Annotated in this window: 22 protein-coding genes and 1 tRNA gene; 13 read left to right on the top strand and 10 right to left on the bottom strand. The window is 60.5% G+C overall.

The genetic code is table 11. The features are described from left to right. Positions 1-35: 35 nt before the first annotated feature. The 4 genes from OP10G_RS09095 to pyrR are packed head-to-tail and all read right to left on the bottom strand — an operon-like array spanning position 36 to position 2064. On the bottom strand, positions 36-290 hold the full coding sequence (locus tag OP10G_RS09095; RefSeq protein WP_025226201.1) for a Txe/YoeB family addiction module toxin: 255 nt from the start codon (positions 288-290) through the stop codon (positions 36-38). Then, positions 287-547 (bottom strand): type II toxin-antitoxin system Phd/YefM family antitoxin, encoded by a 261-nt coding sequence (locus OP10G_RS09090; protein ID WP_025226202.1) that lies wholly within the window; start codon positions 545-547, stop codon positions 287-289. The genes OP10G_RS09095 and OP10G_RS09090 overlap by 4 nt, the downstream gene beginning before the upstream one ends. 46 nt (positions 548-593) lie before the next feature. Beyond that, positions 594-1538 (bottom strand): aspartate carbamoyltransferase catalytic subunit, encoded by a 945-nt coding sequence (locus tag OP10G_RS09085; RefSeq protein WP_025226203.1) that lies wholly within the window; start codon positions 1536-1538, stop codon positions 594-596. Beyond that, entirely contained in the window at positions 1531-2064 is a 534-nt protein-coding gene (pyrR, locus tag OP10G_RS09080) for a bifunctional pyr operon transcriptional regulator/uracil phosphoribosyltransferase PyrR (protein ID WP_025226204.1), read from the bottom strand. The genes OP10G_RS09085 and pyrR overlap by 8 nt, the downstream gene beginning before the upstream one ends. An 85-nt stretch (positions 2065-2149) precedes the next feature. On the opposite strand from pyrR, the gene OP10G_RS09075 reads away from it, so the two are divergent. Together OP10G_RS09075 and OP10G_RS09070 are read left to right on the top strand one after the other, a co-directional pair. Beyond that, positions 2150-3034 carry a ferritin-like domain-containing protein gene (locus OP10G_RS09075; protein ID WP_025226205.1) on the top strand — a complete coding sequence of 295 codons (885 nt, stop codon included), beginning with the start codon at positions 2150-2152 and terminating at the stop codon, positions 3032-3034. 35 nt (positions 3035-3069) lie between these two features. Then, a complete protein-coding gene (locus OP10G_RS09070; protein WP_025226206.1) occupies positions 3070-5016 on the top strand; it encodes an amidohydrolase family protein in 1947 nt (648 codons plus the stop codon). A gap of 2 nt (positions 5017-5018) precedes the next feature. On the opposite strand, the gene OP10G_RS09065 is transcribed toward OP10G_RS09070, so the two are convergent. Beyond that, on the bottom strand, positions 5019-5459 hold the full coding sequence (locus OP10G_RS09065; protein WP_025226207.1) for a hypothetical protein: 441 nt from the start codon (positions 5457-5459) through the stop codon (positions 5019-5021). 47 nt (positions 5460-5506) lie between these two features. Between OP10G_RS09065 and OP10G_RS09060 the strand changes: the two genes are divergently transcribed. Next, the gene (locus tag OP10G_RS09060) at positions 5507-6184 is read left to right on the top strand and encodes an HAD family hydrolase (protein ID WP_025226208.1); all 678 of its coding nucleotides are present in this window, start codon (positions 5507-5509) and stop codon (positions 6182-6184) included. On the opposite strand, the gene OP10G_RS25740 is transcribed toward OP10G_RS09060, so the two are convergent. Both OP10G_RS25740 and OP10G_RS09055 read right to left on the bottom strand, forming a co-directional pair. Then, positions 6070-6729 carry a GNAT family N-acetyltransferase gene (locus OP10G_RS25740; RefSeq protein WP_084178970.1) on the bottom strand — a complete coding sequence of 220 codons (660 nt, stop codon included), beginning with the start codon at positions 6727-6729 and terminating at the stop codon, positions 6070-6072. The two genes, OP10G_RS09060 and OP10G_RS25740, sit on opposite strands and share 115 nt — an antisense overlap. A 72-nt stretch (positions 6730-6801) precedes the next feature. After that, on the bottom strand, positions 6802-7254 hold the full coding sequence (locus OP10G_RS09055; protein WP_227625094.1) for an Hsp20/alpha crystallin family protein: 453 nt from the start codon (positions 7252-7254) through the stop codon (positions 6802-6804). A 172-nt stretch (positions 7255-7426) separates the two neighbouring features. Here OP10G_RS09055 and OP10G_RS27850 point away from each other — a divergent pair, with 172 nt between their 5' ends. Then, positions 7427-8062 carry a transposase gene (locus tag OP10G_RS27850; RefSeq protein ID WP_025226210.1) on the top strand — a complete coding sequence of 212 codons (636 nt, stop codon included), beginning with the start codon at positions 7427-7429 and terminating at the stop codon, positions 8060-8062. Positions 8063-8116: 54 nt separating this feature from the next. On the opposite strand, the gene serS is transcribed toward OP10G_RS27850, so the two are convergent. Beyond that, positions 8117-9391 (bottom strand): serine--tRNA ligase, encoded by a 1275-nt coding sequence (serS, locus tag OP10G_RS09045; protein WP_025226211.1) that lies wholly within the window; start codon positions 9389-9391, stop codon positions 8117-8119. A gap of 327 nt (positions 9392-9718) precedes the next feature. Here serS and OP10G_RS09040 point away from each other — a divergent pair, with 327 nt between their 5' ends. From OP10G_RS09040 to OP10G_RS09005, 8 genes are all read left to right on the top strand, one after another. Beyond that, entirely contained in the window at positions 9719-11722 is a 2004-nt protein-coding gene (locus tag OP10G_RS09040; RefSeq protein ID WP_025226212.1) for an S-layer homology domain-containing protein, read from the top strand. 87 nt (positions 11723-11809) lie between these two features. Beyond that, positions 11810-12232 carry a hypothetical protein gene (locus OP10G_RS09035; RefSeq protein ID WP_025226213.1) on the top strand — a complete coding sequence of 141 codons (423 nt, stop codon included), beginning with the start codon at positions 11810-11812 and terminating at the stop codon, positions 12230-12232. Between the two features lie 39 nt (positions 12233-12271). Then, positions 12272-12344 (top strand) — tRNA-Arg (locus OP10G_RS09030). A 51-nt stretch (positions 12345-12395) separates the two neighbouring features. Continuing rightward, complete coding sequence (locus OP10G_RS09025; protein WP_025226214.1) at positions 12396-12665, top strand: hypothetical protein; 270 nt, start codon at positions 12396-12398, stop codon at positions 12663-12665. Positions 12666-12742: 77 nt separating this feature from the next. Continuing rightward, on the top strand, positions 12743-13978 hold the full coding sequence (locus tag OP10G_RS09020; protein ID WP_025226215.1) for an SGNH/GDSL hydrolase family protein: 1236 nt from the start codon (positions 12743-12745) through the stop codon (positions 13976-13978). Positions 13979-13989: 11 nt separating this feature from the next. Beyond that, on the top strand, positions 13990-15117 hold the full coding sequence (locus OP10G_RS09015) for an SAM-dependent methyltransferase (protein ID WP_025226216.1): 1128 nt from the start codon (positions 13990-13992) through the stop codon (positions 15115-15117). Positions 15118-15201: 84 nt separating this feature from the next. Further along, on the top strand, positions 15202-16047 hold the full coding sequence (locus tag OP10G_RS09010) for a Vgb family protein (RefSeq protein ID WP_025226217.1): 846 nt from the start codon (positions 15202-15204) through the stop codon (positions 16045-16047). Between the two features lie 4 nt (positions 16048-16051). Beyond that, complete coding sequence (locus tag OP10G_RS09005) at positions 16052-16918, top strand: helix-turn-helix domain-containing protein (RefSeq protein WP_025226218.1); 867 nt, start codon at positions 16052-16054, stop codon at positions 16916-16918. Positions 16919-16972: 54 nt separating this feature from the next. Here OP10G_RS09005 and OP10G_RS09000 read toward each other — a convergent pair whose 3' ends face one another. Beyond that, positions 16973-17584: a response regulator transcription factor gene (locus OP10G_RS09000; RefSeq protein ID WP_025226219.1), complete on the bottom strand. Its 612-nt coding sequence runs from the start codon at positions 17582-17584 to the stop codon at positions 16973-16975. Positions 17585-17876: 292 nt separating this feature from the next. Here OP10G_RS09000 and OP10G_RS08995 point away from each other — a divergent pair, with 292 nt between their 5' ends. Continuing rightward, positions 17877-18056 carry a hypothetical protein gene (locus tag OP10G_RS08995; protein WP_025226220.1) on the top strand — a complete coding sequence of 60 codons (180 nt, stop codon included), beginning with the start codon at positions 17877-17879 and terminating at the stop codon, positions 18054-18056. Here the strand turns inward: OP10G_RS08995 and OP10G_RS08990 are convergent. Next, positions 18044-22498: an FtsX-like permease family protein gene (locus tag OP10G_RS08990; protein WP_025226221.1), complete on the bottom strand. Its 4455-nt coding sequence runs from the start codon at positions 22496-22498 to the stop codon at positions 18044-18046. The genes OP10G_RS08995 and OP10G_RS08990 overlap by 13 nt on opposite strands. Positions 22499-22693 lie beyond the last annotated feature (195 nt).

The following is a 22693-nucleotide window of genomic DNA, read 5'->3' as shown; positions in this document are numbered from 1 at the left end:
TGGCTCACCCTGCCGCCCGGTTGCGGCATCGCCAGTCAATAGTGGTACCGGCACTGCGCGATTTGAATCGCCGTGTCGGTCACCTTGTAGACGAGGCGGTGCTCGCCGTCGATCCTTCGCGACCAATATCCGACCCACTCATGCCGCAAGGGTTCCGGTTTGCCCAAGCCTGCAAAGGGATCGCGGACGATTTCCGCAATCAGCTTGTTAATTCTTTTGGTTGCCTTGGCATCGACCCGCTGCAATTCAAGATAGTCCTCCCAGCCGCGGGTGGAAAATGAGATGATCAATCAGTCAGATCCTTAAGCTCCATCTCAATCCCGTTCCCCGCCTCGAGCTGCTTAATCGCTTCCGTAAGCCTCCGAGCATTTTCCGGGCTTCGGCGGAGATAGGCGGTTTCGTCCAGCTCCTCGTAATCGGAGAGGGAAAGAATCACCACCGACTCGCTGCCTTGACGAGTGATGATCATCGGCTCGCGGTTTTCGCACACTTGGTCCATCACCCGCGCCAGCTTTGCCCGCGCCGCTGAATAACTGATCGCATCCATGCATTCATTGTACAAGATGCTGTACGGGTCAACCCCAAGTGTAGGGCTACTTCTTTTTTCCCTTTTTCTTCTCGACTTTGTCGTCACTGCCGGTGAAGCACCAGTAGAGAGAGGCCATCCGAACGAAGATGCCGTTTTCGATTTGGGCGGTGATGGCCGACTGCTCGCCGTCGGCGGCGACGTCGTCGACCTCGATGCCACGGTTCAGAGGGCCGGGATGCATCACCAGGCAATCCTCCGCCGCGTACTTCAAGCTCTCTCGATTGACTTGGTACATCGAGGCGTATTCCCCGATGGAGCTCAGGACCCCTTCGGCCATCCTCTCCTTTTGCAGACGGAGACAAATAATTACGTCCGCACCGTCGATGCCGGTAGCCAGGTCGTGAAACTCCTTGCCCGGCAGCAAGCCGGTGTTTTGGGGCATGAGAGTCCGCGGACCCACGAAGCGGACTTCCGCGCCCATCTTGCTCAGCAGCCACGCGTTCGAGCGGGCAACCCGGGAGTGCTCGACATCCCCCACGATGGAGACGACGAGTCCGTCGAGATCGCCTTTCCGTTCGATGATCGTAAGGGCGTCGCCGAGCGCTTGAGTCGGATGCTCGTGCTGCCCGTCACCCGCGTTTAAAACCGGGCCTCCAAAGTGGCGAGCGGCCAAGTTCGCGGAGCCGGACATTCGGTGGCGCATCACCAATCCGTTCAGCCTTTCGTAGCGAAGGGTGAGAATCGTGTCTTTAAGCGTCTCCCCTTTGCTCATGCTGGAACCAGAGGAGGAGAAGTTAGCGGTCTTCAATCCGAGATAGTGCGCGGCTTGCTCAAAGCTGACCCGCGTCCGTGTCGAGTTCTCGAAGAAGAGCATGCCGACGACTTCCTTGTCGAGCTTGGGAACGGACCGTCCCTCGATGACGCGCAGCTTGAAATCGGCCGAGAGTTCGAGAAGCTCCTCGATCTGGTCTCGCTCGAGGTGGCGGATACCCAACAGGTGCCTAGACATTAATGACTTCCTTCTTCTCCAAGACCACCGCGTCCTCGCCGTCGTATTCGTTCACCCGGACCACGATATGGTCGTCGCGGTCGGTGTCGACCTTCTTGCCGTAGTAGTTCGGCTCGATCGGCAGCTCCCGGTGGCCGCGATCGATCAGAACCGCGAGCTGCACCGTCTTCGGCCGCCCAAACCGCATCACCCCTTCGAGGGCCGCCCGGATCGTCCGGGCCGTGTAGATCACCTCGTCGACGAGAATCACGGTTTTCCCGGCAACTTCGAACGGGATCTCCGTTTCGTCGTGCTCGAAGTTCGGCCGGTCGTCCCGGTAGGGCCGCACATCGAGCTTGCCGCAAGGCACCGTCGTCCCTTCGATCTGCGTCATCAGGAACGCCAGCCGTTTGGCCACGGGATAGCCTCGGCGAAGCACGCCGATGACGACCAGCCCTTCCGCGCCCTGGTTCGCCTCAAGAATCTCGTGCGCCATCCGCCCAAGCGTCCGCCGCATATCTCCAGCATCGAGCAACACCGCGCCCATCTAGGTGCGATTATGACCGGCAGCGGCGTTTCCTGATTGAACGATTTCCGAATTGCTCCGTCCACTAACAGCGAGTGGAGAGCGAATGGACCTATTGAATCGACGCGACTTCTTACGAAACGGGGGGCTCGCCGGGTTGGGCGTAGTGGCGGGTGGACTCGCGATCGGCTGTGGCGGAAGTGCCGGGCTTTCGACGCATGGCAATACCGCGGGCAGCACGAGCGGCGGTACTGGAGGAGGAGGGGGCGACGCCGATCTCCTGAACCTCGCCCTTAACCTCGAGTTTTTGGAGGCGGAGTATTACCTGCGCGGCACCAGCGGCGCCGGGCTTACGGACGGGGAAGCCGGAACCGGAGCGGGTGCGGTAACCGGGGGCACCCAGGTGCCATTTGTGTCTCAATTGCTTCGCCGCATGTTTCTTGAGTTCGCGCTCGAGGAAAGGACGCATGTACAGGTGGTTCGAGGCGCCATCGGATCCACCGCGGTCGTTCGTCCCGCTATCGATTTCGTTGCCGGCTTCAACGCGCTGGCCACCGCCGCCAACCTCGGCGCGTTCAATCCGTTTGCCGACGACGCGAGTTTTCTGCTCGGCGCTTTTTTCTTCGAAGACCTCGGCGTAACCGCATATTACGGAGCGTTGCCGAGCCTGACCACTCCCGCCAATGCCACGTCGGCAGCCGGGATCATGGCGACGGAATCGTACCACGGCGGCGCGATCCGGCACGCCTTATACGAGATGGACGCGAGCGTCCAAGCGGCCGCCAGCCGTATCGCATCCTTGCGGGCAAGTCTTGGCGGTAACAACGACCAAACATTGGGGACCGGCACGACGACGAATATCTCTCCCACTGATGCGAATGCAACGGTTTTCGCCCGAACCACGAGGGAAATATTGGACATTCTGTATCTCGCGCCTAACGCGACCCAAGGCGGCTTCTTCCCAAACGGCTTAAACGGAGCGATCAAATAGGGGCAAATTCGAACGACGTGTTTGTATGATCAAACATGCTGTCGCTCCTGCTCCTCGTCGCCGCTCAGACTCCGCCTTGGACCGAGAGCTGGCGGCTCTACAAATACGAGCAACCGATTGGACAGGAGACTGCGGCGTTCAAGCCCCATCCGCTGTTTTTAACCCAGATCCAAACCGATTTTGCCTTCACCGACCGCTCTTCTCCGGTGAAGTTGACTGCCAGTATCACCACCGTTCGTGGCGCCGTGACGGAGCTAACGGTGAAGGGCCAAACCGCTCGCCCAACCACGATCAACCGCGAAATCCATGTGCACGGAAACGAGGCGACTTGGGCCGAGAAGGGGATTGAACAGAAGATCGCCGTTCCCGCGAAGTACGCGGTCTCCTCGGGTTATGCGCCTATCGCGGGGCAGGAGGCGATGCTGCAGTACTGGAACAGCATCGGGCGTCCCTCAAGTCTGGCCAACCTGCCGTCCGGGCAGATCCATGTCGAAGTGAGGGGAACCGACTCGGTTAAAGTCGCCGGAAAAAGCGTCAACTTGACCCGCTACGGCGTCGACGGCGTCATGTGGGGCCGTGAGACGCTCTGGACCGACCCGCATGGCCGGCTCGTGGCAGGGGTGATGTGCGATGCCGAGTTCGACCACTTCGAAGCGCTCGCTCCCGGATACGAACCGCTGCTAGGGATCTTTGTTCGCCGCGCCGCCGAGGACGCGATGGCGCGTTTGGCCCAGCTATCCCGGCGCTTGAGCCCCAAAGTTCCAAAGGCGATCGCCTTTGTAGGTGGACGCCTTATCGACGGACGGGGCGGCAAGCCGATCGAAGATTCAACGGTGGTCGTGCGAGGCGGCCAGATCTTGGCGGCCGGACCCCGGATATCCGTCACGATCCCTCCCGATACGGAAAAGGTGGATATCCGCGGAAAGAGCATCCTGCCCGGACTTTGGGACATGCATGCCCACTACGCCCAAGTGGAATGGGGTCCCGTCTACCTTGCGTCGGGCGTTACCACCGTGCGGGATTGCGGTAACGAGTTCGATTTCGTCGTTCCGGTTCGCGACGCCATCGACCGTGGCGCCGGACTCGGTCCGCGCTTGCTGTTGGCCGGGCTGGTGGACGGCACCTCGCCGATGTCTCTCGGCGTGGTACGCGTCGATAACATGGAGCAGGTTCGGGCCGCCGTCGCCAAGTACAAAGCGGCCGGTTTTCGGCAGATGAAGATTTACAGCTCTGTAAAGCCGGAGATGGTTCGGGCGGTCGCCGAAGTCGCCCACCGCGCCGGCATGACAGTGACCGGCCACATTCCGGAAGGGATGACGCTCCAAGAGGGAGTGGAATCCGGAATGGATCAAGTGAACCACTTCCAATATGTGGTTTCCGCGATCGCCGGCAACGGAGGCTCCTTAAAGCCGCTAGACCCGAATTCCCCAAGGACGGGTGAAGTGATCCAGTTCTTACGCTCGCATCGGACGGTGATGGACGACACGATGGTGCTGTTCAGTCTGTTCATCCACGCGCCGGTCAAGAGCCCCTCGGAGGTGGAACCGGGGGTCGACAAGGTTGCGCCCGAGCTAAAGACGGCGATGAGAAGCATGGTAAGCCCCGGGGCGCCCCCGTTCGGGAAACTGATGGATAGCTGGCTCGCGGTTTTGGGGAAGATGCATCGAGCGGGGATTCCGATCGTGGCCGGAACCGACCAGGCCATTCCCGGGCATAGCCTCCACGGAGAGTTGGAGCTGTACGTTCGAGCCGGCTTCACTCCTTTGGAGGCGATCCAAGCGGCGACCTCGGTTCCGGCGAAGGTGATGGGGCTCGACCGCCAGGTCGGCACCGTCACCGCTGCGAAGCGGGCCGATCTGCTGGTAGTTGATGGCGACCCATCCAAGCGGATCTCGGACACCCGCAAGGTTTGGCTCGTGCTGGCCAACGGCCGACCCTACCGGCCGAAGCCGCTTTGGCAAGCGGTCGGATTCACGCCGTAAGACTAAGGAAGGAACGGGAGCTCTTTCTTCCCGAAGTCGTCGGCCAGTCGTTTCCATTCGAGCTTCGACATGTGCGTTCCCACCAGGGAATGGACGGCGAACGGGACAACTCCGGCATTGAGAGAAAGTAAGGCGGCCGTAAGCCCTACACCCAACCAATAGCGGGGTGGCACTCGCGGAGCTCCGATCTTTCGGGCATGCTTCGCGAGACGGCAATGGCGCAAGAATTCACGAAAGGCGAAAAGGAAACCGACGCCGCTAGCCGCCGTCGCCAAGTAGAGGATCTCGCCGTTCGGCGTGATCAAGTAGGAGTAGAAGAGCCCGAGCGTAAGGTACGCCGTTGCAATGGCGGTCGGAAAAACCGAGGCGAGGTAGAGCCAAAAGGTGCGGGTTTGGACCTGTTCTTTAAGCAGCTGCCAAGCGAGCCGGTTCTCGACGCTCACCTTTCTACTATAGGAGATGTTTGCCTCCCCGGTAGTCTGGTTTGCGGATGACCGGCGAAAGCGTGCTTTTCGACCTTGACGGGACGTTGACCGACCCCAAGCCGGGGATCACTCGTTGTATCGTTCACGCCCTAGACCGGATGGGTTGTGCCCCGGTCGATCCGGACGCCCTCGGCTGGTGCATCGGTCCTCCGCTCCGTGGCTCATTCGCCCGCCTACTGGAGACGGACAACGCAGCTTCGATCGCGGAAGCGATCGCCCACTATCGGGAACGCTTTAGCGAAGTCGGCCTCTTCGAGAACGAGGTGTACGCGGGAATTCCGGAAGCATTGACTGAGTTGCGCGAAGCGGGAAACCGGCTCTATGTCGCCACCTCCAAGCCGGAGGTATTCGCCCTACGGATCGTCGAGCGGTTCGGACTCGCCCACTTCTTCGAAGGGATCGTTGGCAGCGAGCTCGATGGAACGCGAGAGGCGAAGGCGGAAGTTATCGCCCATCTCCTCGCCACGTTCGGAATCAACACAAACGACGCCGTGATGGTGGGCGACCGAATGCACGATGTCATCGGCGCGCACCAGCACGGACTCCCCTGCGTCGGCGTTCTCTTCGGTTACGGTGAGTCGGGCGAGTTGGAAGCAGCAGGCGCTTGGCCGCTTTGCGATTCGCCGGGGGCCATCCCCTCCGCCGTGGCAAGCTGCCGCCATCGATCCGCGGTCATCCCGTAGACCTCCATGTCGAAGAGCAGGCCATCGGTCCTCCTTCCCTCGTTTCGGTGAGTCCCTTCGTACAGAAAGCCAAGCCGGATCGGGATGGCAGCGCTACGACGGTTCTCGGTCGCGCAACGGATAAGCACCCGGTTGGCTTCCAAGGGGCCGAAGGCGAGCTGACATAGGAGCCCGGCGGCTTCCGTTACGTACCCCTTGCCGGCCGCGTCTGCTCGAATCCAGTAGCCGATCTCGAACCGGCGGACGTCCCAGTCGATCCGGTGAAGTCCGCTTCCCCCGAGATAACGGCCAGTTTCAATGTCCCAAATCCCGACGCCAAGGTCCTCCCGAAGTCGCCACCGCGCATCGAATCGGCGGACGAGCGCCTCCGACTCGTCGACCGTTGTGTGGGCATCCGCCCACGGCATCCACGGCTTGAGGTGCTCGCGTGAGAGGCTGACCGCCTCCTGAAGCGCGGCGCCATCTCCCGGCCGATACGGGCGAACGAGTACCCGAGGGCCACGCAGCTCGGATGGCAGGTCGATGAGAATCGGTTCGCGGCTCATGACCCTGTAAGTACCTGGGATAGAAACAAAAATGCGCCCGCCGGATCCCCGGCGGGCGCACCGTTTTCGAGCTTAGGCTTCCTGGGTCTGAACTTGCTCGCTAGGGAGTTCGTTGGTCCGAACGGTCACCTTCAGCGATTTCGGCTTCTCTTCCGGAAGTCGCGGGAGCGTGATCGTAACGATGCCATTCTTGAAGTCCGCCTGCGTCTCATCCAAATTCAGCCCCTCGGGCAGCCGGATGGAACGGCCGAACGACCCGTAACTGACTTCGCGCCGGTAGACCTTCTCATCTTGGGAAGTCGACTCCGCGCGCGCTTCGCCGCGGATCGTCAAGACGTTTTTCTCGATCTGAATGTCGAGCTCATTCGGCTCGATGCCGGGCACCGCGGCCCGCACGTACAACTTGCCGTCATTCTCGGTGATGTCCACCGGAAGGGTCGTCGCCGCCGGGCGGCTCGGGCTCCCGAAAACGCGGTCGAACATCTCCTCCATCGCTCGAAAATCAGCCGCCGGACTTAAATTCACCACTGTTCTCATTTTTTGTATCTCCTTCTCTGTGCGTCTCCGCACAGCCTCATATATACATTACGTGAGCGTCTAGGTGTCAAGTTCCCAATTTCCACCAAAATGTAGCGTCGGCGTCTTCGTAGCGTCGGCGCCCCCGCCGATGCCTCCGGAAAAGTTGTAGCATCGCCAAATGCCTTCGCTCGAAAAGAGACAAGGTTCGAGGCTTCCGCACTGGCGCCTGCCAGGTGCGATTTACTTCGTAACTTTCCGCCTCGGCGATTCCCTTCCAGAGTCGGTGGTCGAAGCCTATAGATCTGACTGGCACGACGAGGTCGAACGATTTGTTGCCGCTCAGGCGCGACAACCGACGAGGGTCGAGTTGGCTGCCATGAAGCGCAGGATCATAGGACGGGTCGAGAAATACCTCGATCAAGGCCATGGCGAATGCCTTCTTCGACACGACACTTGTTCGAAAATCGTTGAGGAATGCCTCTTAAAGGCACCTAATTACGAGCTGCATGCTTACGCAATCATGCCGAACCATGTTCACTCTGTGGTCCGCCCGAATGCGGACATCGACCTGTCGGAGGTTGTACAGCAGTGGAAGTCTGTCACTGCGCACCGAATAAACGAAGCCCTCTGTCGCCGCGGACCCGTATGGCAGAAGGAATCGTTCGACCATATCGTTCGGACGCAAACGGACCTGGAGCGGTTTGTGGGCTACACGTTGGCCAATCCGCATAAGGGGAATCTCGCTGAAAAGGCTCGGTGTGGTAGTGCCCCCTTTCCCCTTGATGGCGTTCCGTGGCTTGGGATGCCGGAATAGATGAGGATCTCCGGAGGCATCGGCGGGGGCGCCGACGCTACGAAGACGCCGACGCTACCTGATGAACTCCGTGCCGACGTACGGACGCAAAGCCTCCGGGACGAGGAGGGAGCCGTCGGGCTGCTGGAACGTTTCGAGGATGGAGGCGAAGAGGCGGGGTAGGGCGAGGCCGCTGCCGTTTAGGATGTGCACGAACTCCGGCTTCTCTCCCTGCGCTCGGCGGAATTTGATATTCGCGCGGCGCGCTTGGTACGCCTCGAAATTGGTGCAGCTCGAGATTTCCAGGTACTTATCCATCGCGGGAGACCAGAGCTCGAGGTCGTAGCACTTACACCCCTTTGCGCCAAGATCTCCGGCGCAAAGCTCTACGATTCGATAGTGGATTCCGAGGGCCTGCAAAACGCTTTCGGCATCGGCGACCAGCGTCTCCAACTCGTCATAGCTCTCTTCCGGCCGGCAGAACTTCACTAGCTCGACCTTGTCGAACTGGTGAATCCTCTGAATGCCACGGGTGTCCTTGCCCGCCGCGCCGGCTTCGCGTCGGAAGCAACTGGAATACCCGGCCAACTTGACCGTCAGTTGGTCGTTATCCAGGATTTCGTCCCGGTAAAGATTGGTAAGCGGCACCTCGGCGGTTGGGATCAGGAAGAGATCGTCGGTCGTTCGGTATAGATCTTCTTCGAATTTCGGTAGATTTCCGGTTCCGATTAGGCTTGCCCGGTTGACGACATAGGGCGGATAGATCTCCCGGTACCCGTTCTTTTGGGTTTGGACATCCAGCATGAACGTGAAGAGCGCCCTTTGCAGACGAGCTCCCCAGCCGGTGTACACCACGAATCCGCTCCCGGTGATCTTTGCGCCCCGGGCCAGGTCGACGAGTCCTAGCCGGTCCGCCACATCCCAGTGAGGCTGCGGCGCTTCGGCATAGGTGGGCCTTTCGCCCCACATTCGCACGACAACATTTTCGGTCTCATCGCGTCCATTCGGAACCGACTCGTGAGGCAGGTTGGGGAACTCCAGCTCCACCTCCCGCATCGCCGTTTCGAGCTCTTTCTCCCTTGTTTCCCCCACCGTCGCGGCGTCTTTGAGCTCCTTGGCTCGAGCCTTCGCGGCCTCCGCATCGTCCCGCTTTCCTTGCGCCATTAGCTGGCCGATCGACTTGCTCACCCGGTTCGATTCAGCCTGCAACTCGCCCGTCTCCGTCTTTACGCGCCGATATTCGGCGTCGATTTCAAGGAAGCGATCCACGATCGAGGCATCGATCCCTTTGCGGGAGATTCCCAGGCGAACGGCGTCGGGATGGCGTCGGATCAGGTCGCGGTCGAGCATTGCGAAAGTTTAGCGGAACCGGAGGCCTACCTCGCTCGTCGGACCCCCCAATGCACCGCCTTATCGGATAGGTGTTGCACCACACGATCAAGATATTTGCGCTGGCCCTTGCAATTAGTTGGGGTTCCAGGCATAATGCCTCTAATCGGGTTAAAAATCCGATCGGTTCCGAAGCAGGACGCACGGACCGAGTGAACGCCGGGAGAGGGCAGGAGCTCATAGGAAACTCAAGGAAGTTATGAGTTCTGAACCTGGAATGGGTTCACAAAGAAAGTGTGTCCGCGTAGAGGAGCTAAATCTCATAGAGGAGCTCTGAAAAGCACACACATGAAGCGAACGTTTAAGTACGCTCTTTCCGCAGTCCTAACGGCTGCGATGGTTATCCCCGCTTTCGCACAGGATAACTTCCCGGATGTTCCGGACAATCACTGGGCCTACGAAGCCCTTGCCAACCTGAAGAAGGCCGGCGTTCTCGTCGGTTATCCCGACGGTCTCTTCCGCGGTGGTCGCCCCGCGAGCCGCTACGAGCTCGCCGTAGCCATCAACGCGGCGTACACCCGCCTGTCCACCCTCGCCGCCGGCCTGCAGTCGCAGATCGACGCTCTGAAGGGCGACAAGATGGACCTTTCTGGCTACGCCAAGAAGGAAGATCTCCAGAACCTCCGCGACGCGCTGTCTGCTCTGCAGAACGACGTCAACGCGATGAAGGGCTGGGGCGACGACATCGCCAACCTCAAGCGACTTGCGGACACGTTCCAGAAGGAGCTTCAGGGTCTCGGCGTCGATGTCGAAGCGATGAAGAAGGACCTCGGCGACCTCGCCGATCGAGTCACCAAGCTCGAGAACCGCAAGCCGGCGGTCGACATCTCCGGCGACGCGAACCTTTGGCTCGGCGCGGGCAACGCTCGCGACGACTTCTACGGCATGGACATGGACGGCCGCATCAACGGCACGACCCGTCCGAACTCGCCGTTCACCACCGGCGCTCCCACGGGCCTGACGAAGGACCTGACCATCCTCCACGAGCTTGGTCTGACCCTCGCCGGTACCAACGACACCGGTCCTAAGTGGCACGGCACCCTCGTCGTCGGCAACATGCTCGGCGGCATCGGCGGCGAAGGCTTCGGCAACCAGTCGACCCTCTTCCCGGGCAACAACCAGGGCTTCGGCTACGGCGAAGGCCCGGCTGATGTCTACCTCCAGGACTTCTCGGTCCGCTTCGATACGTCGGTCGCCGGCCTCGCGTTCAACGCGGAAGTCGGTCGAGTCGGCTACAAGGTGTCCCCGTACATCTATCAGCGCATCGACAAGACCAGCTACTTCTCCAACGAGCGGTGGGACAACGGTCTGTACTACTTCGATGGCGGAATCCTTGGCTTCAACTTCGGTGGCGCCAAGCTTGACGTCTTCGGTGGTCGCACCTCCAACACCACGGTCGACGGCCGCACGGCTGTTTCTTCCGTCAACGGAACCCCGGTCGATCCGCTGGTGTCCGGTCCGATCTTCGGCCAGTTCACCCCGGGCGGCGCTCGCCTTTCCTTCGACCGACAGGTTGGCGCGAACCTCAACGTTCCGCTCAGCACGGCCGGTAACCTCAACCTCGCCTACCTCATCCTGGAGACCAACGATACGGCCGCGGCAAGTCTGAACGCGAACCGGCTCAACGTCTTCGGCGGATCGGCGGATTGGAGCTTCGGTCGAATCAAGCTCGAGGGTGGCTACTCCAAGACCAACCTGACCTACAACTCCACCAACGTCCTTGACAACGATAACACCGCTTGGAACGCCAAGATCGGTTACAACGGAGACAAGTGGGGCCTGTGGGGCGGCTACCGTGAGGTCGAGGCTAACTACCTCGCTCCTGGCGATTGGGGCCGACTCGGTGTCGAGCGAAACCCGACCAACATCAAGGGATTCCAGGTTGGCGGTCACCTCGACGTCTCGAACGCTCTAACCATCAAGGCGATGGGAGAGTTCGACAAGGGTAAGAGCGATACTTACCAGTTCACCTCGGGCTTCAACGAGGGTACGAAGATCGACAAGTTCGCGGTTGACCTCGGTTACCGCCTCAACTCGAACTTCGACGTGCACCTCGGCTATGAGGACACGAAGTTCAAGGGAATGACGACCCCCGGCGGTCGCGTTACCAACTTCGGCGCCAACGAGCCGCACTACCGCTGGACGACGATCGGATTCGGCTACGGCCTCTCCGACGCCGCCAAGCTGTCGTTCCAGTACCAGATCTCGGACATTGAGAACGAGTTCTACATCACGGACGGCGGTCGGTTCAAGGGTGGCTTCCTGACCACCCAGCTCTCGGTCAAGTTCTAAAAAGAACTTCGCCTAGCGCGAATCGCGGCCCGGCTCCGAAAGGAGCCGGGCCGCTTTTTTACGTTCACCTGCTAACCTGAAGAAGCTATGAAAGGAAAGCGAACGTTACTCGTCGTAGGCGTGCTGGCCATCTCCGCGATCGGAGCGACTCAGGTGAAGGAGATCCTAAAGGTGCTCGGCGTCGGCGCCGCGGTTAAGCAGTTCGGTCCCGAAATCAACCGGTCGATCAACAAGCTGACCAGCCATAAGGACTCGTTTGCGACGACCACCAAGGTGGTCCCGATCATCTCCGCCGGCATCGACAGCCGCAAGGCGATCGGCGCCGCCCAGGTCATGGGCCCCCGCGACAAAGTCGACCAGGTGCAAGCGGTGGCGCAGCTCGATCAGGACATCTTTGGCCGCGAGATCAAGATCCGCGCCATGATCCCAATCTCCAGCAAAGAGGTCGTCCAAGACATCAAACGGGTCGAAGGGGTCGGAGTGAGTGGAATCGTGGATCTGAAGCTCTAGGCCGGAGATGGCTGAAAACGGGTTAAATTGAGTCTGTACGCCCCCGTAGCTCAGGGGATAGAGCAACCGCCTTCTAAGCGGTAGGTCGCACGTTCGATCCGTGTCGGGGGCGCTTTTGCCATGGCCGTCGTACAGATGGGAAGGTTTTCCCGTCTCTACCACCATGCGTCTTACGGATGACCTGACAAGTAGCCGGGCGATATTCGCCAAGGGGTGGTTGTTCCTGCTCTGTGGGATACTCGCCGCGGCCGGCCTGCTTTTGCAGAGCCCGAATTGGTCGACTGCGGCGCTTCTAGGAATCGCGCTCTGGTCGTTTTGCCGCTGGTACTACTTCATGTTCTACGTTGTCGAGCACTACGTGGACCCCGCGTTTCGCTTTGCCGGTCTGGGCTCCTTTCTGGCTTATCTGTGGCGTCGAAAGAAGAGTCAGTAAGACTGTCCGGTGACACCGCCACCGATGTCCCTTAGAACGGCTAGCAATGGGCCATCGTTAATCGCATACTAAGGACGATGCTCCGCGCTCCGTTCTTTGTTGCCCTTTCCGCTCTGGCTACGATCGCCCCGGCCCAGTTCGCGCTCCACGACGGCGACCGGGTCGTCTTCTATGGCGACAGCATTACCGACAACGCGCCCTACACGACGTTTGTCGAGACTTTCGTCTTGACGAGATATCCGAAGATGAACGTCCGGTTCTTCAATGCCGGGGTTGGCGGCGACCGGGTTGGCGGAGGGTGGATGGGGCCGGTGGATCTGCGGCTCACGCGCGACCTCTTTTCTCGAAAGCCGACCGTCGTTACGGTCATGCTGGGCATGAACGATGCCGGCTACCAAGCTTTCAAGCCGAGTCTGTTTAACACCTACGAAGCCGGATACCGTCACATCTTGGATCGGCTTCGCGCGGAAGCGCCAAGCGCTCGGGTTTGGCTGATGCAGCCTTCCCCTTTCGACGATGCGACCCGGCCGCCAACCTTTCCGGAAGGCTACAACTCGGTTCTGAAGCGTTACTCAGGCTTTGTGTCGGACCTCGCCAAAGAGAAGGGGTACGGGACGATCGACCTGAACACGCCGCTCTTCGACGCATTGGCCAAGGCCGAGTCACTCGATCCGACCGTTGCCCCTAAAATCGTCGTCGACCGGGTGCATCCTTGGACGGCCGGCCATTTGGTGATGGCGGCGACCATCCTCAAGGCTTGGGGAGCGAGCGGGCAGGTGAGCCGGACGGAGATCGACGCGGCTACCGGCCATGTAAGCGGGGCCGGAGTCCAGGTCAAGGACGTTCAGCACTCAGGCGGCGTCTCTTGGAGCTCGACGGAGGAAGCGCTGCCGTTTCCGATCGATCGTAAAGATGAAACGGTCGCCTTGATCTTGCGTTCCGCGCCGGTGGAGGACTGGATCGGTCGCGAGCTAGTGTTGGTCAAAAACCTTGCTCCCGGCAATTACCGGCTGTCGATCGACGGCAAGCCGGTAGGGGAGTTTCCGGCGGACGTCTATTCCAGCGGGATCGATCTGAGCTGGATGGACACGCCGATGGCTCAACAGGCGAAACGGGTGCAGGACCTCACCGGCAAGCGGGCGGCCCTGAAGTACGCGGCGTGGCGTCAGATCGAGTTCGGACTGGGCGACATTCAGGGAAGATCGAAAGCCGACGTTTTGAGAGCGATCGACCGCTTCGAAGACGACGTGGTTCGAAAGCAACACGCCGAAGCCCTGCCGAAGCCGCATCGGTTTGAAGTCACGAAGATCTAGTTTGCCCGGCGATGATCGATGAGACCAAGTGGGCGGCCCTGGACTTGGCCAAGGGGCTCGAGCCGACGCCGTCGGCGATTGCGCGGGTAGGTAGGCAGACCTCGGAAGAGGCGGCCCGATGGGCGTTTGGGCAGTGGGAGCTGCGCACTCGCGCCCGCGCCAAATTCGAGCGAGCCGATGAGATGCTGTTCGTTCGCGAGGCGCTCGAACAGGCCACGGACGAGCGGCTAGCCGCGTATCACGCTTCGCGCTTTCCCACGGGAGTCCTTGTCGCCGACCTCACGGCGGGGATCGGCTCCGATTTGATCGCCTTGGCGCGGCGCGGGCCGACTCTCGGATTTGAGCTCGACGCTGAACGAGCCGAGTACGCCCGGTTTAACCTAGCGGCAAATGGCCTGACCGCCGAAGTGAGAGTTGAAGATTCGGTCGATTGGCTGGAAGCCGGCGAGGGGAGAGGGTACGCGTTCGCCGATCCGGCCCGACGTTTCGAGGGGCGCCGCGTTCATTCGATCGACGAGTACTCCCCCAACCCTCGCGGGATAAGCCAGGCATTCGGCCGTCTGCGCCTTGGCGTTATGAAGCTCTCGCCGATGCTCCCGGACCGGACTTTGATCGAGCTTGGGCCGCGTATCGAGTTTCTGTCCCTCGGAGGCGAGTGCCGGGAGGCGCTTGTCATCGGTGGGGAGGCGAAGCCGGGGATTGTAGCCGTTCACGTAGGCTCGGGAGAGACGATCGAGAGAGAGCCGCTGCCCTCCGCAACCGATGAGCTCGGCTCGTACTTTTACGATTGCGATCCGGCCTCGGTACGGGCCAACGCGCTCGGAGCATTGTGTCAAATGTTCGAGCTTTCGCCGGTCGGCGACTCGAACGGCTATCTCACCGGGGGTGAGATAGCCACCTCGCCTTGGCTGCGCTCTTATCGGATTTTGTATTACGGAAAAGCCGATTCCAAGGCGACCCGCCGTGCCTTGCGCGAGCTCGATGCGTCCACGCCGGAAATCAAGCAACGCGGGGCCGGGCTCGATCTGAACCAGGAACGTAAGACATATGCCTCGGACGGTTCACGCTCGGTCAGCCTCGCGATCTGGCCCAGTGGACGGAGCTTGCGACACGCCGTTCTGGAGCGCATCGCCCACTAAGGATCAAATTCGCACAAGAAGTCAGCCCGCCACGGTTTCCGCTCTCCACAATGACGCTCGCGATTGGATTCGCAAAGGTTCTCTATGGGTGCACTCTCCGCCGCGCTATGCCTGCTTACCGTCGCCAGCAAACCTGGCGTGGCTCAGCTACTTGTCAGTAACTACTTTGGGGATAACGTGGGAAGATATTCCCTTCCGGCCGGCGCCTTTTTGGGCAATCTGAACGGGGGGATTCTCGACGGCACGCTCGCCAGCCGGGTCGGCCCAGACGGAAAGCTCTACGTGGCAAGCGAGCTGACCAACGGCATACTTCGCTACGACGCCCGAACCGGGCGCTACCTCGATACCTTTGCGAGCGGGATTGGATTCTCGCACCCGACCGGAATCGCCTTCGCCAAGGGAGCAGTCCTTGTCGGAAATTTCGAAAAGAGCACGGTTTCGAAATTTGACTCGAAAGGGCGGTTTCTAGGGCCGCTGGTAGGATCGCAGGAATATGCGTTGGACGGACCCGATGTCGGAATGGTGGTGGGGCCCGACGGCGTACTCTACGTTCCAAGCTTCAACAATGGAGCGGTGCTCAAGTTCGATCCAGGTTCCGGTAGGTTTCTCGGATACTTCCTCTCCCCGGGTGGTATCGCGCAACCGAGGACGATCCTTTTTCGGAAGAAGCTCGTATGGATCTCGAGCGATTCGGGCAACCAGGTGCTTCGGTACAAGATGAACGGATCCTTCGTAGACACGTTCATCCAACCGGGATCGAACGGACTCAAAGGCGCAAGCGGAATGGCGTTCGGAGGCGACGGGTTTCTCTACGTTTCCAGTTGGCACAACAACAAGGTGCTGCGATACAAGGAGAGTGATGGATCGCCGGCGGGGGCGTTGATCGAGACCGGCCTTAGTGGTCCAACTTTCCTCACCGTAGTACGTTAAGTCGATGAAGCCGGAGACGACCCGCCACTACCATCAACTCCTGGCCGATCTGATCGAGCATGTGCTTAGATGCCGCCAAGGACCGATCCGCGTGCCGGAGCTGGCCGAATTCGCAGGCTTCTCGCGTTTTCACCTAACGCGGCTGTTCCGCCAGGTGACCGAAGAGACGCTGGAGGATTTTCTCCGCCGCATCCGCCTGGAGCGAGCCGCTTACGCGCTTCACCACTCGGAAGCGCTTGTCTTTGAAATTTCCTCTGAATGCGGCTATCGGAGCCCGGAAGCGTTCTCGCGCGCCTTCCGTTCCGCTTTCGGCGTTCTTCCCACCGAATTTCGGCGACTGACGGAAATGAGCTGGATGCTCCCTTCCCCCTCCGACCTCCACTGGAACCAGCACTGGGCCGACGAAGACGTACAGTTTGTCGAAACCGACATCCGATACATCCCGGTCCGAGTGGCGGCGGTCTGGCGAGTCGTAGGCAACTACGCGCGGCTCGCCGACGGCTGGCAACGATTTCAAGAACAGTTCGGGGATAGGATTCCGGTCGATGCGACCTTTATCACGGTCTACCTCGACAATATGTGGACCCATCCAACCGCCGGCACCATGCGAGCGGACATCGGTTGGATCTTGAATCCCGGAGCTGAGCCGCCACCCGGAATGCGGCGGTTCGAGATCCACGCCGGACCTTACGCGGTGACTCGGCGGTACCTAGCCAGAACCGAGCGGAACGACGCCTGGAGTTACCTTTGCGGGCGGTTCAGCCAAGAACCGGCGGTACGCCGTTCGCTCGTTTCGTACGACGAATATCGGGCATGGCCCCTCCCTTTCGGCGAGGTCGAGACCCGAATTCTGATCGGACTGCCGAAATAGAGAGGGACGGACCGATTTATCGGTCCGTCCCTCTCCAAAGCTTCCGAACGGAAACTACTCTTCGGAAACGTCCATCGCGCCGGCTCGGGTGAGCTTCAGGGCGACCTGAACGCGGTTCTCGCAGTGCAGCTTGCGCATCACCACGCTCACCAGGTTCTTAATGCTCTGCTCGCGCAGGCCGGTGACCTGGGAAATCTTGCGGTTGCTCATCCCCTTGGCGACGAGCTGAGCAACTTCGTACTCGCGCCTCGTCAGATCGTTGCCGTTGCCGTAGGTGCGGCGTACTTCCCGGACGAACGGGCGGCTGGTGAGGCGGACGGAACCACCTAGCTCCTCGAGAGCGGCGAAGAGTTCTGGCGCGCCGGTTGCGCGGCTGACGATGCGGTCGACCGGAACTTCCACGAACTCGGCCTTCTCCTCCTCGCCGACGATGAGAACGATTCCGAAGTCGCCGAATGCCCGCGCCCCCATCAGAAACTGCAGCTCATTGCGGTCGAGCTCGAAGGAGTCGACGACCATAACCTGGGCTCGATATTCCTTGGCCGCATTGATCAGGTCCTTGGGGCTCTGCTCGGTCGCCACGACCTGGAAGCTTCCCTGGTGGTCGAGCAAGCTCGCCAACGCCTCTCCGAAAAGCCCTTCTTTGCTGCATAGGGCAACGCGCATTAAATTTCCTCTAGCCATCTCTCCTCCGTCTTGCCCTGCCGTCGGCTCCCGGGGTGGGATTTCCCTAAAAGGCAGTCCTACGTTCAGCATAGCACTATGTACCCCGCTTACCCGTGTAACTCAAAAATGCTTTCCAAATTAGCGGATTTATATCGTCTATTTATCCCTGTGAAAGTGGTAATGGAGCGGTGCGTACGTCACTTACACTGTTAACCCAATTTGGGATTCCCTTTTGTCGTGAACTGGTATTGGGGCGGCGGAACGACCCGATCGCTCGGGGGGTCGAAGAAACATGTCTTCTCAACCGGTGCTGCGGGTGCTGTCGACGATGGCAGGGGTCCTCGGCTTGGCGTTATTGCTGTTCGCCTTTGTCCTGAAGGCGCTGAGCTTGATCCTTTTCCTTATGGCGGCGACGGTATTCATACTCGCTCTTGCGACGAGCGTCGCGGCGAGCCGGAATCAGATGGGCTGAGCTTCCGGTTTGGGCGGCTCGACGTCGTATCGAGCTCGCTCTTCCTTTTTGAGCGTGCGCCAAGTGAGGAACTGGCGTCGCAGGTTCGCCAGGAATCGCTGGTTCACGATCGGCCAGTTCTCCGGGTCGCCGGCCAGCCTCGTCAACGTCAGATCCAGATTGTAGATTCCGTAGACGTCGGCCGGAGAAGCCACGAGGCGGAGTTTTTGGGAGATGCCCAAATCGTACGGGGCAAGCCAAGCCGTCGCCTCCACCGCATACGACAACCGGTCACCGGAAAGAACTTCGAACACCGTGCCGCTGGTGACGAAGTCGCCGATCGTGTACTCCTCGTATGCCTTTAGCCACTCGGACAAGAAGTGGACCAACGGACCGGCTTCCGCCTCCCCGATACTGAACGGCAAGGGGAGTCGCCACGTGTCTCCGTCCGGCTCCGACTGAAAAACGTCGTCGTTCCGCGCGGGCGCCGCGATTTGGGCGGCTTTACGGGCGGGATAGATCGTGCTGAGGATAACGACTCCCATGACGATTCCCGCCGACATGACGGCGGAAGTCGAGCTGAAATTGAGGGTAAGTCCCGGCAGCGATCCGGTTGCCACGATGACCTTTGCCGACGCCTGAGCGACGAAGTATCCGATGACCGCGCCGAGCACGCCGTACACCAGCGACTCGGCGAAGAACAACATCGAAATATGGTTCGGGGCCAAGCCGATCGAGGAAAAGATCCCGATCTCGCGGGTTCGCTCGTAGACGCTCGCAACCATCGTGTTGAGAACGAAGATGGAGGCGATGGCGAGCTGAATGAGAATGAGCCCCATTCCCGTCCCCTTAGAGCCCTGGAGGACGGAGAACTGCCGGACATCAAGCCCCTCCCCGGTCTTATTGGGTACCGAAGCATAAAGGTTCATGCGAAGGCGCGGCATCAAGCCGTCCAGCGCCTTACGGGTCTCGGCGGGGCGATCGAATTGCACTGCGATCGTGCGGATATCGGATCCAAGTCCGAGCGCGGTTTCCGTGGGAAGGATGAAGACGGTAGCGGGGTCGAGGCGGATATAGCTTCGGAACGCCTGAGTGGAGCTGGAGGATTCCTTCTGCGCCTTATCGGAGAGCGAAAAGTCGGCCGGCATCATCCCGTCTCCGTCGAGGTCGATCATCGAACGGAGCAAGCCCGGGTCGGCGATCCCGATGACGGTGTAGGCAACCCCGGCGAAGCTAACCTTCGCCTTTCCAACCTCGTTCGGCTCTACCTTCAATTGGTCCGCGAGAGGAGCGGGAAGGATCACGACGTCACTCTCGCCCGGGCGGAACCAGCGCCCTCCGGGGAGGAGGGCATCCTGGGGGCGAAGCACCTTCGACTCGTCCGGATCCAGGCCAAGCAGACATCGAACCTCGGCCACACGCTCGGCGCGCTGCAGCGTCAGCACTCCGGTTTCCCCCAGGTCGGCGCCATAATAGGCGGCGCGGCGAACGACGGTGCCGCGGCCGGTGAATTCGTTTTGGAGCTGCCGATAAGTGGCGAGCTGCATCGGCTCCAGTCCGGGATTGCGGAGGAGCATCCCGGAGTAACGCGCCTGGGTATTGCTCGGCAGCTCGTTTAGCTGGAGCTCGGAGACGATCGACATGAAGCTCAGGACGATAAACGTCATGACGACCAGGGTCAGGGTCGTCAGCACGGTTCGCGCTTTTCGGCGCCGCATGTTGCTGACGCCGAGGTTGAAAGCCGCCATCGCCACACTGGAGCGCTTGATGTCGACTTCGTGAACTCCGCTCTGAGCTTGCCGGATTGCCTTGAGGGACGTCTCGAACTTGCCGAGGATGAAGGAGACCACCACAAGGCTCAGCGTCCCCATCACGAAGCCGATAAAGATCATCGCTGGGTTCGACACGATTTCGAACGCGGGGTGGATCAGCCGAAGGAGAAAGAATGCCCCGACGAAGATTCCAACCGACCACCCAAGCTGTTTCATGAGCAGTTGGTGCCCCACCAGGAGCCGCTCCATGAAGTAGCTAAACGGAATGAGGAGGAACAGGTAGAAGATCACCCCATTCACGACATCGTTGCTCGTCGACTGGATCACCGGGTGGGCGCGAAGAGCGTAGCCCCAAGCGGCTCGGGCGTGGCGGTCGGCCTCCGGCCAGTCTTTTTCCTTGAGCGCGGCTTCGGCCGCGGCGATCTCGTCTTCGGCATGTTTGTGTAGATCAAGCACACCTTGGCTCAGAATCCTATACTTCTGAAACCGGGCGATTCGGGTTGCGTTGATGCCGGCGATATCTTTCGCCACGCTCAGCGGCAAGTGATAGAAGCGGCTTCCGGTTGGCGGCGTCTCGTATCCCGTTCCTTTATCGTCCCCAGGGCGAGAATTTGTCAGGATCATCCGGAGGTCGGTGGGACCGCCACCCGCGAGAAGCTGGTACTTCACGCCCGGTTTTAGGAAGATAGAGTGAGAATCCTCCACTTCCGGATTCAGCCGGTTATCGAAATCTTCTTCGTATTGGCCGTAGTCTTGCGGATGGCTGCCGGTTTCCGCATCGATGATGTAGGCGAAGGTGAGCGCCTGCATGCTTTGCGGATCGACCATATCGTACAGGTCGACCGGCACACCTTTGAACACAACAAGCGGAGACTCGTGGTAGCTCGTCTTTAGCGGGAAGAAAATCGGATAGGTGTCGTCCCCGTAAGTCCCCCAAGAAGCCGCGTAGTCGATCTGCCCGGTAGGCGGATCGAGATGGTAAGCCTGCATCCGGACGATGTGCGAGATGCCGTCGCCATCCCAATAGCCAGTGACCGGCAGGTGTCCGATGATGCTGAACTTGGCGTCCGTGCCAACCTTCTCGATCATCTCGTTCCGGACACCCATCGTGGTTTTCTGCCGCGGAAGATCGACGACGAGCGTATCGGGAACGGGGGTATCGGGGACGAAGCTCTTCGTCGGGTCGTACTTCACCACTTGGCCGGCGATCGTTCCGAAACCTCCCACCAGGCTCATCGTGGAGGGATGCGGCCGGTCGAGAGGGATCCGGTAGTCAGAGGTCGAGGAATCGTCTGACGTATCGTTCAACAGGTGGTGAAGCATTGCCACCACCGTCACCGTCTGCCGGCGCACATTGGCCATGTTCACGCGGTCGAGGGTGTCGAACGGGGTGTCGACGTGCTCTCGGCTGTCCTCCACGGTGAAGAACGTGAGAGCGTTAAAACCTGCGCCGAGGAGCGGCTCGCATTCGAGCGAAAACTTTCCCGGGACATTGTTCTTCCAAGTCCTGCCGTCGCCGTCGTTCGCGGCATCGGTCAGCACCATTCGCGAAGGGGCAACGTTCTGAATCTGGGCGAGGAGGTCGGCGTGGGCTCGCAGAGTGCGGGAAATCTGGCGAACCGGGTCTACCGGCTCGTTGTGATAATCATAAAACCATGCCCGGGCATAGCTTCCCACCGCCCGGCTTCCCGAGCTGATGTCGAGGGTTAGGGAGAAGTAGGGGGCTGGCTCCTTCCCCGTCAACATCGATTCGACGTGTTGGCGGATCCCTTGGAGCGCGAAGCCGTGGCCACTCAGCAACGTCAGACGCAGGGGGCGGCGGTGGGGTCGCGCCGACCAGATTCGGGCCGCTTCCATAAGGACGGCCGGCCCGCTGATCGCTTCGGCTCCGGGCGCGATGCCGGGGATGACGCTCATCGCATCGGCGTAGGCGACCAGCTCGATCGGCTCTTTAGTCCCCGCGGGATCGGTACCCGGGAGGTCCATGAGCAGGTTCTGGCCCGTGCGGACGACCCAGTCCTGCCGACAGGATAAGCTCGCGCGCTCCTTATGTTCGGCGGCAGCTAAAACCGGCCCCGCGTCCCGCAAAGGAAGGTAAAAGCGGGGAAAATCGAGCGGAATGCCGCTGTACTTAGTTTCCGCGTTGGCGCGGGGGAGGTCGTCCGGCTGGACGAAAATGGCGGCCTTCGCCCCAAGCTTCGCAGCATTTTTCCATGTTGCTCCCACTCCCATCTCGAGCACGACGATCGTGTCGCGTACTTCGAGCCCCCGAAGCGACTCCAGGGAGCCATCGCCGCCGTAGAGAAGCGGCCCGGCAACGTCGCAGGTCGAGGTACGCACAAGGTTCGGCCAGAGGGGAAAAAGCTTGATTGCCTTGCCGCCCAGAGTGAGAGTGGCGGCGGCGGAGGGATCCGGCACCGTGATGTTGTACTTGTGCCGCCTTGGATTCCTAGCCCCAAGGTTGGTCAGCTCGCCTTGAACGAGGTCGAAAGTCTTCGCCTCGGCGGGCGAGCCGGCCATCCGCGATCCGAAGGCGGCGATCCGTTCGTAGTCTCTCCGGAGCCGCTCGGCCTTCACCTGGCCGAGGATTTCACGGTAAACGCCTCGTACCGCATCCGGCGTCGTCTGGGCGTAAGCGAGCGCGGTGGTGCCCAAGGCGACCAGAATTACGAGAAATCGGGAAAGGCTCATCGGCGAGCGGCGGCTCCTTGCATCCTTGTACCCCTTCGCGAAGGGGTGTCTGCATTCCAGACGCACTTTGAGGGTCTTGCGTAGCGCCGATCCCCTCAGTCGCGGGTTCGAATTTTTAGTGCCGTTTAGGTGTGCCCAACGTAGGCGCAATTTCTCGGCAGGGGCTTTCCCGGTGTACTTCGTACACCGGGGCGG

It is taken from the genome of Fimbriimonas ginsengisoli Gsoil 348 (genome assembly GCF_000724625.1).
In the GTDB taxonomy this organism is placed as follows: domain Bacteria; phylum Armatimonadota; class Fimbriimonadia; order Fimbriimonadales; family Fimbriimonadaceae; genus Fimbriimonas; species Fimbriimonas ginsengisoli.
This window is presented reverse-complemented; position numbering and strand designations above follow the sequence as displayed.